The organism is Bradyrhizobium sp. Kon10, from assembly GCF_055807395.1.
In genome coordinates, this window is sequence record NZ_JBVVOZ010000005.1 from 303,141 (window position 1) to 318,149 (window position 15,009).

Sequence of the window (15,009 nt, forward strand, 5' to 3'; positions counted from 1 at the left end):
CTCTAGGCCGCCGGCTCGATGTAGCGCGGGAACGCCGGTGTCGGCGCCGGAAGCGTCGAGCCCGGCATGATGCGCTTGGCGCCGCCAAGCATGGCGAAGTTGCGCTCGGCCTCGGGGACACCGAGGCTGTCGAGTAGCAATCCCGACGCGGTCGGCATCGCCGGCTGGGCCAGGATCGCGACCTGGCGCACGACTTCGGCAGTGACATAGAGCACCGTCTTCTGGCGTGCCGGATCGGTCTTGGCGAGCGCCCACGGCGCCTCGCCCGCAAAGTAGCGGTTGGCTTCCGCGACCACGGCCCACACGGTATTGAGCCAGTGATGGATCTGCTGCGTCGCCATCGCCTGGCGGCTGGCTGCGATCATGCCGTCGGCCTGCGCCAGGATCGCCTTGTCGTTGTCGCTGAATTCGCCCGGCTCCGGCAGCACGCCGCCGAATTGTTTTGCGATCATCGACAGCGAGCGCTGCGCGAGGTTACCGAGGTCGTTGGCGAGATCCGCATTGATGCGCGCGACGATGGCTTCGTGATTGTAGTTGCCGTCCTGGCCGAACGGCACTTCGCGCAGAAAGAAATAGCGCATCTGGTCGACGCCATACTGGTCGGCGAGATTGAAGGGGTCGACGACGTTGCCGACCGATTTCGACATCTTCTCGCCCCTGCTGAACAGGAAGCCGTGGGCATAGACCCGTTTCGGCAGGGCAATGCCGGCCGACATCAGGAATGCCGGCCAGTACACGGCGTGGAAGCGGATGATGTCCTTGCCGATGATGTGCACGTCGGCTGGCCAATAGCGCCAGTTTTTGTCGCCCTCCTCGGGGAAGCCGACGCCGGTGATGTAGTTGGTCAGTGCGTCGACCCAGACATACATCACGTGCTCTTCGTCGCCGGGTACCTTGACGCCCCAGTCGAACGTCGTGCGCGAGATCGAGAGGTCGCGCAGCCCGCCTCGTACGAAGCTTACCACCTCGTTCTTGCGCGAGTCAGGGCCAATGAAATCGGGCTGCGCCTCGTAGAGCTTGAGCAGTTTGTCTTGATAGGCCGACAGGCGGAAGAAGTAGCTCTTCTCCTCGACCCACTCGACCGGCGTGCCCTGCGGCCCGAGACGAACACCGTCGTCGTTCAGGCGCGTTTCATCCTCGGCGTAATACGCCTCGTCGCGCACCGAGTACCAGCCGGAATAGATGTCGGTATAGATGTCGCCGTTCGCAGCCATGCGGCGCCAGATTTCCTGGCTCGAGCGGTGATGCTGCTCTTCAGTGGTGCGGATGAAGCGGTCGAACGACACGTTCAGACGCTCGTCCATCTCCCTGAAACGGCCGGCATTGCGGGCGGCGAGCGCGGATGGGGTGAGACCCTCGTTCTGCGCGGTCTGGATCATCTTCAACCCGTGCTCGTCGGTGCCAGTCAGGAAGAACACGTCCTTGCCGTCGAGCCGCGCAAAGCGCGCCAGCACGTCGGTCGCGATCGCCTCATAGGCGTGGCCGATATGTGGACTGCCGTTGGGATAGGCGATCGCGGTCGTAATGTAGAAAACGTTGTCGCGCGCAGCTGCCGCTACGGGCGCTGTAGCCTTCGGGGCAGCACTCTTCGGCGCGCGCGGCGCCTTCGGCTTGAGGGCTTTCGCCGGAGCAATGACAGGAACTGGCGCCGCAGCCGGCGCAATTGCCGTCGCTTTTTTGGCTATCTTCTTCGCTGGCGCGGTGTTCTCCGAAGGTGCCTTGGCCGGCGTCCTGGCCGCCTTCTTCGTCGATGCCTTCTTGGTTTTTGATGATTTCTTGGCGCCGAGCCGTTTTTTCGCAGCCTTCTTGCCGGCTGTCTTTGTCGCCTTCGTCACGCGTTTTTTGGAGGCCGCTCTTTTGGCTTTTTTCTTGGCCTTGTTGGTCGCCTTAGACGCACGCGCCTTCGCAGCCTTTTTCACTGGCTTCTTCGCAGTCTTCCTGCCGCTCTTGCGCTTGACGGTTTTCTTAGCTCGCGATGCCACCACGAATTCCTTTGCCGGCTTCTCAAAATTTGGAAACGAACGTCATGATCCTCGGAAATCCGCTGCACACTTTTCCGGATCATGCTCTAGCGCGTTGCGTCCGCCAGCCAGCCGAACACCGAGAAAACCAGGGGCTTTCGCTCCAGATTGTAGGTTTCGGTGTCGCGCGCGGCGCGGACGATCTTTTCCCATACCTCCGCAAGGCGCGCAAGGCGCGGCAGGTTCTGGTTGGCATTGGCCTCGTCCGCATGCAGGCGTTCCGCAATCCAGCGGTCGATGCCGTCGATGAAGGCCGCAAGCGCGACGCGGTCACTGCTGCCGAGCGAATCGCCGAGCGTGTGCAATTCACGTGGATCGACCTGCGGCAGGCGCGCCAGCAACGCCGCCGTCCGCTGTTGCAGCTTGAGCGCATCGCCGCCGAGCAGCGTCAGCGCGCGCGCGACGCTGCCCTCGGAGGCCTCCGCCGCTTCGCGCAGTGCCAGGTCGGTTCGAGCGAGACCGGCGGCCGAGGCGGCAGCGTCGATCACCTGTTCGGTCGCGAGCGGCCGCAGGCGCAGCTTGCGGCAGCGCGATTGGATCGTGGCCAGCACGCGCGCCGGCGCATGGCTCACCAACAGAAACAGAGATTGCAGCGGCGGCTCCTCCAAGATCTTCAGGAGCGCATTCGCCGCATTGGGGTTGAGCTCGTCGACGGTATCGACGATGCAGACACGCCAGCCTTCGGCCGAAGCGGTTGAGCCGAAGAACGAGATGGTCTCGCGCGTCTCGTCCACCGTGATCACGGTGCGCATCACGCCACGGTCGTTCGCGGTGCGCTCCAGCGTCAGCAGCCCGCCATGCGAGCTGGCCGCGACTTGCCGCGCCACGGCGTGGTTGGGATCGATCGCGAGATTTTCGGCGCGTTGCACGGAAGGCGCCAGTGGTTGGGCGTGAGCGAGCACGAAACGCGCCATGCGATAGGCCAGCGTCGCCTTGCCGATCCCCTGCGGTCCACCGATCAGCCAGGCATGCGGGATGCGCCCGCTGCGATAGGCTGCCAGCAGCGCCGTCTCTGCCTCGCGATGGCCGAACAGCAGGCTCGTCTCGCGCGGGTGCGGAATGGCGCTCTCGCGCTCGACCTGACGCGGGCTCATGCTGAAACCACCGATGCCGGCGTGGGAAGCAGGCGTTCGTGCAACGCGGTCCAGATCCGTCCCGCGACGGTCTCGGGGTCGGAATTGGCATCGACCAGCACGCAGCGCGCGGGCTCGTCCGCCGCGATCTTGCGATAGGCTTCGCGCAGGCCTTGGTGAAACCGCAGGTTCTCGCCTTCGAACCGGTCAGGCGCGCCGCTGCCGCGCCGCGCGGCGGCGCGCTGCAAGCCGATCTCGACCGGCAGGTCGAGGATGATGGTGAGGTCCGGCTTGAGATCGCCGATCGTGACCCGCTGCATCGCATTGATGAGCGCGGCCGGCACGCTGCCGAGGCTGCCCTGGTAGGCTCGCGTCGAGTCGGCGAAACGGTCGCACAGCACCCATATGCCCCGATTGAGCGCGGGCTCGATCAGAGTACGGACATGGTCGTCGCGGGCGGCGGCAAACAGCAGCGTCTCGGCCTCGGGGCCGAGCAGCTTGCCCATACCCGAGAGCACCAGATGGCGCATGATCTCGGCGCCCGGCGAGCCGCCCGGCTCGCGTGTGACCAGGGTGCGCAGCTTGGCCGCATGGAGGCGGTCTGCGAGCTTCTTGATCTGGGTCGACTTGCCCGTCCCCTCGCCGCCTTCAAAGGTGATGAAGCGTCCGCGTCCGGACGGCCGCTGTTCTGCGCTCTCACTCATGATCAGAGCTTCTCGGCGCCTGCGCGGAACATGCCGATCGCGAGCTCGCTGGCGCCGTCGATCGCACGGCGGACGGTCGAGCCGGTGCCGATCGCTTCAGCCGCATAGACTGGCGTCTCCACCGCGATGTTACCGCCGCGCCAGACCCGCACCACGCCGACCTGCTGGCCGGCCTCGACCGGCGCGTGCACCGGACCGCTATAGACGACGCGCGCAATCAGCTTGTCGCCGCCGCTCTTGTGCACCATCACCTTCACCGGCGTCTTGGCAACCAGCTTCACCGATCGGCTCTCGCCCCCGAATACCTTGGCGTAGCCGACCGGCTGGTCGGCGGCGATCAGCGTGCGGGTCTCGAAATTGCGAAAGCCCCATTCCAGCATCTTCTTGGCTTCCGTGGCGCGGTCCTCAGGGTCTTCCAACCCGTTGACGACGACGATCAGCCGCGTGCCGTTTTGCACGGCCGAGCCGACCATGCCGTAGCCGCCTTCCTTGGTGTAGCCGGTCTTGAGACCATCGGCGCCTTCCAACGAATTGAGCAGCGGATTGCGGTTGGGCTGGCGGATCTTGTTCCAGGTGAACTCCTTCTCGCCGAACAGTTTGTAGAATTCGGGGAAGTCCAGGATGATGTGACGCGCGAGAATGCCGAGCTCGCGCACCGTCATCTTGTTGCCGGGGTCAGGCAAGCCGTTGGAGTTGGCGAAGGTCGACTTGGTCAAGCCGAGTTCGCGGGCGCGCTTGGTCATGAAATCGGCAGCGAAAATCCGCTCGCTGCCGGCGATGCCTTCGGCAAGCGCGATGCAGGCATCGTTACCGCTCTGGATGATCGCGCCGTGCAGGAGGTCGTCGACCGAGACCTTGCTATTGATGGCCGCGAACATGGTCGAGCCGCCGGACGGGGCGCCGCCCTTGCGCCAGGCATTCTCGCTGATCCGGTATTCGTCCGTCAGCTTGACGTCGCCCTTCCTGATCGCATTGAACACGACTTCCGCGGTCACGAGCTTCATCATGCTGGAGGGCGCGCGCAGCTCGTCGGCGTTTTTCTCGAACAGGACGCTGCCGCTGGAGGCCTCGATCAGGATCGCGGTAGGGGCGTCGCCGTCAAAGCCGGCGTCTTCGGTCTTCTTGGCGCCCTGGACGCTCTGGTTGGCGGCATAGAGCACCCCGCTCCAACCGACGCTTGCGACCAGCACCCCGGCAACGAGTCCGCGCATCAACGCTCCGGCCGTGAACCGGGTGAGACGCAGCGAAGTGAGACGAAATGCCATGGCCAAGCCCTGAGAGCGGCGTTCTAACAGCTGGAACCGGAGCGAACAACACGAGGATGGCTGCTTGCTCTCGAGATTGCACGATTCGCGTCACGCCCCTATCGTGGCACCTGATGTTTCGCGACCAAACCTCTGAAACAAGGCGGAAAAGCGATGTCCTCCACCCGCGTCATCAAGGCCAACGGGATCGACCTCTTCATCCGCGAGGCAGGCCATGGACCGCTGGTTGTGCTGTGCCATGGCTGGCCGGAACTTTCCTATTCCTGGCGACACCAGATCCCGGCGCTCGCGGCCGCCGGATTTCACGTCGTCGCTCCCGACATGCGCGGCTACGGCCAAAGCTCGGCGCCAACTGACGCCGCCGCCTACTCGATCTTCGACACCGTCGGCGACGTCGTCGGCCTCGTCCAGGCGCTCGGCGAGACCAAGGCGATCGTGGTCGGCCACGACTGGGGCGCGCCGGTCGCGTGGCATGCGGCACTGTTCCGTCCCGATATCTTCACGGCTGTCGCGGGCCTGAGCGTGCCCCCGCCGTTCCGCGGTCGCGGCAAGCCGCTCGAGCTATTACGTCAGGGCGGCATCACCAATTTCTACTGGCAGTATTTCCAGACTCCTGGCGTCGCCGAGGCCGAACTCGAGCGCGACGTGGCCCGCACCATGCGCATCGTGCTCGGCGGCCGTGGACTTGCCGATCCGACCGCGGCGATGTTCGTGCAGGAGGGCAAGGGCTTTCTCGGCCATGCCACCTCCGAGGACCCGTTGCCGGCGTGGCTGAGCGAGGTTGATCTGGCCTATTTCACCGAGGCCTTCCGCAAATCCGGCTTCCGCGGCGGGTTGAACTGGTATCGCAACATCGATCGCAATTGGGAGCTGACCGCGCCCTGGCAGGACGCGCAGATCCACCAGCCTTCGCTTTTCATCGCCGGTTCGCGGGATGCCGTCATCACCGGCCTGATCGGCGCCAAGCGTGTCAACGAGCTGGAGCGCGTGCTGCCCAACCTCACGCGAAAGCTGATCATCGAGGGCGCCGGGCATTGGGTGCAGCAGGAGCGGCCCGACGAGGTCAACGCGGCACTGATCAGCTTCCTGCGCGAAGCCGCGGCACGGTAACCGTCTAATACAGGCCGCGCCCGCTCAGGATGCCGCGGGCCTCGGCTGCGCCGCTGTCGGAGAAAGAGGCCGAGGTCGGGCCGTTGTCGGCGGTGTAACGGCCATCCTCGTCATAGGACACCGCGCGGGCGTTCTGGAGCGCCCGGCCCCGGCTGCGGCTCGAGGCTGACATCTCCGACGTCGCGTTGATCGAGGCGAGATCTGCCGAGGTGTTGCCGAGATTGTAGGGACGCCCCTCCGGCGTCGGAACGTCGCCACGTATGGCACCGCGGGTCGATGAGGGCAGCTCCGGCACAAACGGCCTCGCCGAGGCGACCCGGACCATCGAGGGCGACGGCGCCGGAACGCCGCTGCGCAAGGTGGCCATCAGCTGGCGGTCGTCGGAGCCTTCCAGCGGCGCCCGGCCGACATATTCGACGCGGACCCTGGCGACACCATTGCCTTTGAATTCAAGGAGTTCAGCGGCCTTGTTCGAGACGTCGATGAGCCGGTTGCCGTGATAGGGGCCGCGGTCATTGACCCGGACGATCAGCGACATGCCGTTCGAGAGGTTGGTCACCCGCGCATAACACGGCATCGGCAAGGTCGGATGCGCCGCCGTCAGCGAGCCCATATCGAACACTTCGCCATTAGCAGTCTGGCGGCCGTGGAAATCGTCGCCGTACCAGGACGCCAGGCCCTCGGCGCGGTAGTTGACGTCCTCCTCCGGCACGTAGGTCCGCCCGGCAACCACATAGGGCTTGCCGACGCGGTAGGTGCCGCCGCCCTTGGGGACCGGGTCGCCCCAGGCCACGACCCGGGGGCTCGAGGACACGCCGTATTTCGGGTCGACGCGGCTGGCGAATTTGCCCGACGAGGCGCAATTGGCGAGCGCGAGGCAGGCGGCCACCGCAGCAACGCTACGTGCGGCCCGCACCACCGAATCTGATCGTCGGATCCCCATTCGCCCCAAATACCATTTCGCCGGAGATGAGCCCAACCCGCTTTGGCTACGGGGAGCGTCGTCCGGTCCTCAAGCTCCGGGGCGGCCCACCACCGCGCCGGAAGTCGTGACGATATCGCAACCCGAACACGGCGGAAATGGGGAGCCCACAACGTTCGCGCCGAGATGGTAAACGAAATGCGCGCCCTCCCCCGTCAATCTACGGAGCATGGGAGCCTCGCGGCGGCCGTGTCTGTGTCACGCTTGAACAAGCTGTTGCGCCAAATCCTCACTCCACCCCCATTGTCTGAGGCTGCACTGGAATTCTTTTGACTGTGCAAGGCTGCCCGCGTTTTCTCGCGTGCAGGGGCGGGATTGGAATTTAACGATGATCGAGACGGTTTCGGCACTGATGGGTCTGGTAAGCGCTGGGATCTTCCTGGCCCATGCGTTTGAAGGCTACCGCACGAGGGCCTGAAGCACTCGCGCGGACGACATTGCACCACCTCTTCATGACGGCACGTTCGGACAATTTTAATCGATCCGATCGAGCATCGCAGACGAGAGTAGCAGGTGTCCCATGCGTAACCATGATCTCGTATCCGATGGCTTCCTGGCATTGACCGCAGGCGGATTGGTCCTGCTCTGCTCGAGCCTCGTGGCCCTGGCCTTCGGCTAATCCTCCGACACGCTTCCCCCTGCCAAGCCGCGACGCAGCATGCGTCCCGTCCGGGATTGTCGCGCTCCCGCCGGTGAAGCTGCCGAACCAGAAATAGCCGAGCCCCCTCTGAAGCTGAGATACGCGCCGTTCAGCGCAAACCCAACAGCGAGCGGCGATAGAGGCTGTCGCGGGCCTCATTCAGGCAGACGAAGCTGCCGTCAAAGCCCTGGCGATAGCGCTTCTGTCCCTTGGCGTAATAGACGCCTTTCCTGAAATCCAGCCACACCACCTTGTCGACCGGGCAATGCCGCTGCGCCTGCGCCTCGTCGCGAAACGGCGTCAGCGGCAGCGCGGAGACGTCCGTGATGCCGGCGCCGAAGATCGCGATCAGGATCGCGATCGCGCCGAGCGCCTTGCCGGGGATATTGCAGAACACAGGTCGGCCTCCGATCCGGGCCGCTCTCGCGACGACCTTCGACAGGATAGCACAGGACGGCGCGATCCCCTGGCGCCGTGAGCAGGATCACGTCTTCCGGCGGCCATCTTGCCGGGCTACATGGGACGAGCTTTCACCTCGATCATCTCGATCATCGGACGCCGCATGTCGGCTGAGCGTGAGACGACCACCAAACCCTGACCGCGCTCACCGCGCCAAGATCGCCCTGAGCGCCGCGTAAACGGTGTGGGATCAGCCTTTGTTCGCGGCCGCTTCGCGCGCGAGCCGCTCGGCTCTCAACCTTTCTCTGTTGGCATAGAGCGCCTTCTGCGCAGCCTCATGGTCACGCATGGCCTTCTCCGCCTCGATGCGACGGGAAGCATCGCGCGCCTGGCGCTGTTCAGGGGTCAAGGGTTTGCGTCGGAATGAAAGGTCTTCAGTCATGCCGATCCAACGCAGCCGCGTCCAATGAGTTCCACACCATGCACCCGAACGGGCGTACGGAACTGACCGACCGCTCTCGACAAAAAAGTGAAAAACAACCCCATGCACAGTAGCCGGGACCTGTAGGATCAATGACTTACGCGTCTGCCAATCCCGTTTGACCCGTCGGGCAAAACAGGAGCATGATCCTATCATCGGCAGGTCCATCGGGAGCGTCGCTACGCTGCCTGCTAGGACAAGTTGCTGATCCGCTCCGGGCACTCCGGCCAAAGCAGTCACTGAGCTACCCGCCGACACTGTATCTGGCGATCGTCTGGCGGAAGGCAGTCCGGCGATGCTGGTCGCAGCTAGCGACGATCAGGTCTCAGGATACCAGTCCTGACCGTATTGCCTTCTCATCTCGCGGTGCGCACGCCTCTTGAACAGATACCGGACCGCTGCCGTCGCGCACCAGCCAGCGCCAAGCGCCAACGCGACAGCAATCCAATCATTGGCCCATCTCCAATAGATGTTCGAGGCCGAGATCACGAATATGACCGAGACGCCGATCACGGTCTCGATGGATCGACTGGCTCTCTGAAGCCATTCCGTGAATAGCACGCGATCGAAGTAACGACTGGCATCACCCGCCCTCAAAGCAGGCATGCTCAATCGGGGCTGATGATCCGTCGGTGCACGATACGCCGACAATGCCGCAGCTTTCGAAGCGTTCTTGATGGCGCCGCCAGCGACGCCCACGCCGAGGACGTACAGCCACCCCTCGTTAAAATCAAAAAGGTGGGAGTTGACCAGACTGCTCAAGATATTTTGAGTTACGACAATCAGACCAAGCCAGTGGGCGAAGGATTTACCCAAGAAGAGTAAGACATGAGCACACCACATTGCGAACAGCAGGAGAGTGCCTACAAGTCCCCATTGGACAGCCACGTAGAGGGTCTGGTTGTGGGGATTGCGCACCGTATTGGCCCATTCACCCTCTTTGCCCTTCGCGGCATTCGCAAAGATCGTTTTGGTTGAACCGGTTCCGTGCCCAAAAATCGGCGCTTGCATTATCGCTTGGAGGGACGTGCGCCAATAGAAAAACCGCAGTCCTTGCGACGTCGCCAAATCAGTGTGGCGCTCGACTTCGTAATCTCTGATCGACAGTTCGACGCGCTGACGCAAGCTTGTCGAGGTCGAGAAACTCGCTATCGTCAAGCAGATTAGGCCACACAAAAACAACGTGGCGGTATAGCGATTGAGGTATCTCCAAACGAAAAGAAGTATCAGGACCGGGAAGTAAAGGAGCGCTGTGCGCCCCACCACAACGGTTGCCAAATTCTCGGCGAATCCCATCAACAAGACGGTGTAACCAAGGACAGCCACCGCTCGGCGTTTCCTCAGTGAATTCGCGAGAAGAGGTAGTAGCGCGAAAATGCAAAGCGCAAATTCTTGGGTTTGATCGATGTAATTTCTGACTGGGACGCCTGGGACCTCTGCCGCGCCAATCTTCAGGTTGGGTGCAAGGTAGACGATCCAAGAGAGAACCATAAGCGCCGAACACGAGAGAAGAAATGCGATGAAAGTCCATTCTCCACGCGGCGAACGTTGAAAATGGTAAATCAGCAAAGGGAGAGCGGCGAACTTAACGACGGGGCCAAGCCCCTGCGCCATGCCGGTTCGATCGACATCGGTCCACGACAGTCCAACCACCGCGAGCGCGAATAGGACCGCCGGTAAAAAACTTTCCGGTCGAACGAAAGATCTTTTCAGTTCGATCGGGTCGACCGTGGGAACCAAAACAACCAGCCAGATGGCCAACAAGATCTCGACGGCCGTTGTCGACCATGGCAATGCAGCTGCCGCGAGCGCCGGGTACCAGTCAACGCAGAGAAGCCAAAAGCGCGACCGCGGCCACGTCGCGATCGTGCGCAGCATTGAATAAGACAAACAATGGCCCCCCGGCCCAATTCACTACCCTCAGATATGATCTATTTTCTTTTCTGCTGCCACCACACGTAGCGTGCGTCTAGCATTGGTGCTACTCGTGGCTGCGCTGACGCTGACCTTGTGCTTCGGAGTTACAGCTTGGCGCCAGTCGGCCGGCAGAGACGTTGATATCAAAGCAGCGATCCCGCATCAGGAAATCGGCTGGCGAGCGAGGCCGAGCAACTGAAGGCGCTCTCACGCTCCGCCTCCATCCCACCATGATTCAACGGGCAACCATCCCCTTTCGGGGCACCTGGGCGCGCGGGAACGTTCGACCTTCTCCCGAGTCCTAGACGGGACCACTCATGTCGAGAGCGCCCGCATGGAACCGAACAAGCTGCAGGGTCTGCAAGCCGGGAGAGCACTGGCGGCGCTATCGGTCGCGTACTTCCATTCATACATGCTGCTCAACGGGTGGCCCCAGGACTATGTTTTTCGCATTCCTGGTCTCAGTGAGCACGGCTACCTCGGCGTCAATTTCTTCTTCGCGATCAGCGGATTTGTCATCAGCTCGGTCTGTGACAAACCTGAATTTTCACCGCGCCCATTTTTGATCAAACGCGTTTTCAGAGTTTATCCGGTTTATTTAGCCGTCATTCTCCTGACTATCGTCCTGAAGCTCGCGGGCGTCGCGATGCCCGGCGTGCTCTACAACTTCCCTCACGTCGCCTACTCGCTGACGCTGCTTCCCCAGGACGGTCAACCGTTCTACCCGGTGACGTGGTCGCTCGAATACGAGGTGATGTTCTATTTGCTCGCAGTTCTGGTCGTGCCGTTTCTCGGAGTGTGGGGACTTGCTGCGGTTCTGCTCGGTCTCGTCAGGTGGTCTATCACCAGCCCTCCGGACTTCTTTACCCTGCACCTCGTCTCAACAATCAATGCAGATTTTCTTGCTGGCGTACTCGCCTACTTGCTCCGGAAGCCGCTCTCTTTCATCCCACCGCTGCTTCTGATCGGCGCCGGATTGTTCGGCTATTACTGCGTCGCGGTTGAGCAGGTTTCATTTTCAGGCTCGGCCGGAGGGTTTCTTCTCGTTTCGGGATTGATCAACGCGCGATGGCGTTGGGACCATCCGCCGTTGAAATGGCTGGCCAAGCTCGGCGACGCCTCCTATTCGCTCTATTTGTTGCACTTCATCCTGATCTGGATCGCTGTTGCTTTATTCGAGAGGACTCGATTGCCGCCGGCCTGGACAGCCGAGCCCCTGCGTTTCGCTTATGCGGCCGTTTGCATTTGGCTGTCAGTTCAGACTTATCGCCTGATCGAGCGGCCCATGATCCGACTTGGGAACCAGATCGTTGCGACCAGGGGGCCGGAGCGCCTTCCCGTTCAAAATCCGGCCTCCGTGGGCGAAACCAGGCGCGGTGTTGCGGCGTTTAGCACCTACAAAGAAGTCTAGGAGAAGATCCATGATCCTCGGAGCAGCTGCTGCAGCGCTGGCCCTCCAACTCGGGATGACCGCGCCGGCGGTGCAGAACGAAACGCCGAATTTGGTCCAGGTCCGTGAAGGGCCGTGCAGCTACGGCTATGACATCGACGTTTACGGTCGCTGTTACCCGAACGGCGTGATCCCGCCGCAATATCAGGCCGCGCGCCAGTATCCGCGGTATCGGGACTCATACGGGTACTATGAACCGCGTCGAGCCTACAGGGACCAGTACCGCCGACGCTACTACCGGGACGATTGAGGCAAAACGCCGACACTGGTCCAGCCTAGTCGATATCGCGGCGCGAGATGCTTCAGCCAGCGGGCACTCGGGGTTGAGGTGAGGTGCGCGCGGATCGGACGTGCGTCGCTCAGCCACGTAAGAGACGTTGTCCTGGCGGAAGGGGTGTCCCGTCAACTTCGTTGATTTGTCGTCTTTTTCCGTGAGCTGCGCGGCAATAACTACGGTCCTTGCAACGGTCATTTCCAAGGGCTCACGACCGTAGTTTTTCGCCCACGAACGCGGCTCGGGTCCGCGCCAACCTTTTCCTTGGAAACGGCCGTGCGGATGTCACGCGGCCTACTTCGCACGGGGCGCGGTCTGCTGCTCGACGTGCAGTTTTGACAGGAATACAGGAATTCTAGTTGAGCACATCACTTTTAATCACGGGGTCCTGGGTTCGAGCCCCAGCGCGCTCACCATTGCTAAGCATTTTTCTTTCGTTACGTAAAAAGCGCCAAGTAAGCGCGGGGTAAGCAGCGCAGCCCTTCTTGTGACTTGTGCGGCTGATCAGACAGCCAAGCCTCACCCCATTTCGCATTGCAGGCTCCGCTTGCAAACCGCGCCGACACCCACGACGCGATATCTACCGCGGGGGTGTCGGCAGGAATCGACAATTTGCGTGGTACTTGCGGTGCCGCTTTGATGCGGCATGCCCTCTCTCCGTCGATACACAAAATGGGCGGGCCACTATCCGCCCCGCAGCCCAGCTGAATGGCTGGCTGACGGCCACCTCACCTGCACGTCGAATGCCTGAACGGCAGCTGCAATCGCATGGTTGACTTGCGGCTCACGCGCTTCCGCAGGATCAGCCGTGGTCGCGTATCGGCTTGCGCCTGGTCTGCTCGGCATGCGGCGCCGCAGGATCTGTGAATATCGTCCCGAATTGGCATGACATTCCCGGGCGAGCTACATCATCAAGCATGGGCTTTAGGTTTTGATTCCCGCAATGAAACTCGTCACCGAACGCCCGTTTTGCCGATCCGGAAGTCGCCGCCCGCCAGCTCGTTCAGCTGGCTTCCGGTATCGAGGCGGTACAGGACGGCAGAATCCATATCGAGAAGATCAACTATCCCTTCCTCTACACGCTTAAGGGAAGCGGCACAGAGTTCGGCGCCGGCATCAGGTGCGCCGTCGAGAAGGGTTGGCTGGAGCTGCATGAGAGCGGCACGTACGTGCGGCTGCTAAAGGTCGGCGAGAATCTATTGACGCGCTAGGGAACGGGCCGCGCATAATTCACTTGAGTCCGCGCCGGCTCGCCACGAGAGTTGGCGGAGCGGCCCCGGCCTACCCCAAAAGCCTCCCTGAAGCCGGGGCCGGCCGTCCCTGTCCGGAGTAAGCGTATGCGTGCCTCGCCCTCGATCGTGCCGATGGATCGCCTCGATCGCGAGATCTATTTGGAATTGGAAGATTTCGGCGCCCGCGCGGGCTGCGCCTGGCGGGAGACCGACGAGCAGGACACCGATTTCGAAACGATCATCCGCGACCTGCTGTCTGGCCAATACACCTATCCGGTCCGCATCGTCGCATTCAATGCAGTCGAGGGCTGGTCTCGCGACGCGACCGGCGAGGTAGCGGACGAGCTGGCCGAGCGCGACAAGGGAGACGGCGAGATGGCGCCGGCCCTGCGCGCCTTCATCGAAGCGAATGCCAGCCGCCCCTTTGCTGTCCAACTGGCGCTGCCCCTACGCGGAGCTGCTTGAGTATGGCCCAGCTGACCCCCGCCGAGAAGATCGAACAGAGCTATGACCTCGCCATGATGGCGCTGGCCGACTATCTCACCTACGAGAGCGATGCGGTAGCGACGGTCGACCGGCTCATCCGCATTCTTGATCGCGACATTCTGCGGGACGCGATCACGGAGGTGTTGGTCGATGCTCGCGTTCATCCTAGGCCGAAATCGGAGATCCCGGTGTGACCATGACTGTGCTAGGGCCGCCAGTGTGAACACGTGGCCCTTTGATGAATTAAGAAATCGCGGCCCGGTGCGCGCTTGTCCGGTGAGGCGCGCGCCGGGCCTAACCATTCCCCGCTTCCCCCGTGAGGTTTGGCTGACCCAGCATAAGGCGATTCTAGCAACGGCCTCATACGTGTCTGTGCAATCCCCAGAACGCGACCAGCAGGAGGGCCACGGCGCCAATCCCTAGCAACATGAGAACGGCTTCCAGCATGACGAATCAAGCTCCGTTCGTGCGGAGGGTACATCAGAGGAAACTCGCGTCATAGCCGCTCGGGCCAGCCCACGACAATCAGTAGCTCGCGCGCGTTCTGAGCCACCAGTAATCGACAATTTGACTCTCGCCGGCACCGCGTCTCGATGGCGTCATGACGAAGGCAGAGAACCGTGCGGCTGCAAGAGCCTACCGTGACGAGCAGGAACGGAAGCGCCGAGAGCTTGCGCGGGCGGAAGCCGTCAAAGCGGATCTAGTCGAGCTAGAGCGGCTTCGGCGCTATCTGATGTTCGGAAAGAAGGCGAACGAACCGGCCCACGAGCTTATCGACGCGATCGATGACTGTGTGCAGAAGCTGACCGGCGATCGCACGACGCTCCATACGCACAATCACCGCTGCGGATGAACTGGTCCCGCGCTTTAGCTAACGCACTGAGCGCAGGTGGCGGTCTGTGTTTCGGCATGGAATAAGGACCCCGTTTTCGGGGTGATCGGCATCCAATCGGGACCCCGGGATAAGGTCCACAG

At 62.3% G+C, this 15,009-nt stretch carries 14 protein-coding genes and 1 pseudogene; 7 read left to right on the forward strand and 8 right to left on the reverse strand.

The features are described 5' to 3' along the window. Positions 1-2 precede the first annotated feature (2 nt). The 4 genes from metG to AC0L2O_RS10820 form a co-directional block, all read right to left on the reverse strand. The gene (gene metG, locus AC0L2O_RS10805; protein ID WP_473369702.1) at positions 3-1,982 is read right to left on the reverse strand and encodes a methionine--tRNA ligase; all 1,980 of its coding nucleotides are present in this window, start codon (positions 1,980-1,982) and stop codon (positions 3-5) included. Between the two features lie 86 nt (positions 1,983-2,068). After that, complete coding sequence (locus tag AC0L2O_RS10810) at positions 2,069-3,115, reverse strand: DNA polymerase III subunit delta' (RefSeq protein ID WP_473369703.1); 1,047 nt, start codon at positions 3,113-3,115, stop codon at positions 2,069-2,071. Beyond that, complete coding sequence (tmk, locus tag AC0L2O_RS10815) at positions 3,112-3,798, reverse strand: dTMP kinase (RefSeq protein WP_473369704.1); 687 nt, start codon at positions 3,796-3,798, stop codon at positions 3,112-3,114. The genes AC0L2O_RS10810 and tmk overlap by 4 nt, the downstream gene beginning before the upstream one ends. Positions 3,799-3,800: 2 nt before the next feature. Beyond that, positions 3,801-5,063 (reverse strand): D-alanyl-D-alanine carboxypeptidase family protein, encoded by a 1,263-nt coding sequence (locus tag AC0L2O_RS10820; protein ID WP_473369705.1) that lies wholly within the window; start codon positions 5,061-5,063, stop codon positions 3,801-3,803. Between the two features lie 153 nt (positions 5,064-5,216). Here AC0L2O_RS10820 and AC0L2O_RS10825 point away from each other — a divergent pair, with 153 nt between their 5' ends. Beyond that, positions 5,217-6,173: an alpha/beta fold hydrolase gene (locus AC0L2O_RS10825; RefSeq protein WP_473369706.1), complete on the forward strand. Its 957-nt coding sequence runs from the start codon at positions 5,217-5,219 to the stop codon at positions 6,171-6,173. A gap of 4 nt (positions 6,174-6,177) precedes the next feature. On the opposite strand, the gene AC0L2O_RS10830 is transcribed toward AC0L2O_RS10825, so the two are convergent. The 4 genes from AC0L2O_RS10830 to AC0L2O_RS10845 all read right to left on the reverse strand — a co-directional run bounded on the left by AC0L2O_RS10830 (position 6,178) and on the right by AC0L2O_RS10845 (position 10,436). Continuing rightward, on the reverse strand, positions 6,178-7,116 hold the full coding sequence (locus tag AC0L2O_RS10830) for a septal ring lytic transglycosylase RlpA family protein (protein ID WP_473369707.1): 939 nt from the start codon (positions 7,114-7,116) through the stop codon (positions 6,178-6,180). A 788-nt stretch (positions 7,117-7,904) separates the two neighbouring features. After that, complete coding sequence (locus tag AC0L2O_RS10835; RefSeq protein ID WP_473369708.1) at positions 7,905-8,192, reverse strand: hypothetical protein; 288 nt, start codon at positions 8,190-8,192, stop codon at positions 7,905-7,907. Positions 8,193-8,444: 252 nt separating this feature from the next. Beyond that, positions 8,445-8,636: a hypothetical protein gene (locus AC0L2O_RS10840; RefSeq protein WP_409192879.1), complete on the reverse strand. Its 192-nt coding sequence runs from the start codon at positions 8,634-8,636 to the stop codon at positions 8,445-8,447. A 357-nt stretch (positions 8,637-8,993) separates the two neighbouring features. Further along, the gene (locus tag AC0L2O_RS10845) at positions 8,994-10,436 is read right to left on the reverse strand and encodes an O-antigen ligase family protein (protein WP_473369709.1); all 1,443 of its coding nucleotides are present in this window, start codon (positions 10,434-10,436) and stop codon (positions 8,994-8,996) included. A 490-nt stretch (positions 10,437-10,926) separates the two neighbouring features. Here AC0L2O_RS10845 and AC0L2O_RS10850 point away from each other — a divergent pair, with 490 nt between their 5' ends. From AC0L2O_RS10850 to AC0L2O_RS10875, 6 genes and pseudogenes are all read left to right on the forward strand, one after another. Then, positions 10,927-12,003 (forward strand): acyltransferase family protein, encoded by a 1,077-nt coding sequence (locus AC0L2O_RS10850; protein WP_473369710.1) that lies wholly within the window; start codon positions 10,927-10,929, stop codon positions 12,001-12,003. A gap of 10 nt (positions 12,004-12,013) precedes the next feature. Further along, complete coding sequence (locus tag AC0L2O_RS10855; protein WP_409188714.1) at positions 12,014-12,292, forward strand: hypothetical protein; 279 nt, start codon at positions 12,014-12,016, stop codon at positions 12,290-12,292. 967 nt (positions 12,293-13,259) lie between these two features. Then, positions 13,260-13,527: pseudogene (locus AC0L2O_RS10860) on the forward strand (hypothetical protein). A gap of 126 nt (positions 13,528-13,653) precedes the next feature. Further along, positions 13,654-14,013, forward strand: coding sequence for a hypothetical protein (locus AC0L2O_RS10865; protein WP_473369711.1), 360 nt, complete (start codon positions 13,654-13,656; stop codon positions 14,011-14,013). Positions 14,014-14,015: 2 nt separating this feature from the next. Then, on the forward strand, positions 14,016-14,228 hold the full coding sequence (locus tag AC0L2O_RS10870; protein WP_473369712.1) for a hypothetical protein: 213 nt from the start codon (positions 14,016-14,018) through the stop codon (positions 14,226-14,228). A 407-nt stretch (positions 14,229-14,635) separates the two neighbouring features. Continuing rightward, a complete protein-coding gene (locus AC0L2O_RS10875; protein WP_473369713.1) occupies positions 14,636-14,887 on the forward strand; it encodes a hypothetical protein in 252 nt (83 codons plus the stop codon). Positions 14,888-15,009 lie beyond the last annotated feature (122 nt).

What these genes read in the sequence shown, in the direction of transcription:
- AC0L2O_RS10810 (WP_473369703.1), bottom strand. Translation starts at nt 3,115, where the DNA reads ATGAGCCCGCGTCAGGTCGAGCGCGAGAGCGCCATTCCGCACCCGCGC.
- tmk (WP_473369704.1), bottom strand. Translation starts at nt 3,798, where the DNA reads ATGAGTGAGAGCGCAGAACAGCGGCCGTCCGGACGCGGACGCTTCATC.
- AC0L2O_RS10820 (WP_473369705.1), bottom strand. Translation starts at nt 5,063, where the DNA reads ATGGCATTTCGTCTCACTTCGCTGCGTCTCACCCGGTTCACGGCCGGA.
- AC0L2O_RS10825 (WP_473369706.1), top strand. Translation starts at nt 5,217, where the DNA reads ATGTCCTCCACCCGCGTCATCAAGGCCAACGGGATCGACCTCTTCATC.
- AC0L2O_RS10830 (WP_473369707.1), bottom strand. Translation starts at nt 7,116, where the DNA reads ATGGGGATCCGACGATCAGATTCGGTGGTGCGGGCCGCACGTAGCGTT.
- AC0L2O_RS10840 (WP_409192879.1), bottom strand. Translation starts at nt 8,636, where the DNA reads ATGACTGAAGACCTTTCATTCCGACGCAAACCCTTGACCCCTGAACAG.
- AC0L2O_RS10850 (WP_473369710.1), top strand. Translation starts at nt 10,927, where the DNA reads ATGGAACCGAACAAGCTGCAGGGTCTGCAAGCCGGGAGAGCACTGGCG.
- AC0L2O_RS10855 (WP_409188714.1), top strand. Translation starts at nt 12,014, where the DNA reads ATGATCCTCGGAGCAGCTGCTGCAGCGCTGGCCCTCCAACTCGGGATG.
- AC0L2O_RS10865 (WP_473369711.1), top strand. Translation starts at nt 13,654, where the DNA reads ATGCGTGCCTCGCCCTCGATCGTGCCGATGGATCGCCTCGATCGCGAG.
- AC0L2O_RS10870 (WP_473369712.1), top strand. Translation starts at nt 14,016, where the DNA reads ATGGCCCAGCTGACCCCCGCCGAGAAGATCGAACAGAGCTATGACCTC.
- AC0L2O_RS10875 (WP_473369713.1), top strand. Translation starts at nt 14,636, where the DNA reads ATGACGAAGGCAGAGAACCGTGCGGCTGCAAGAGCCTACCGTGACGAG.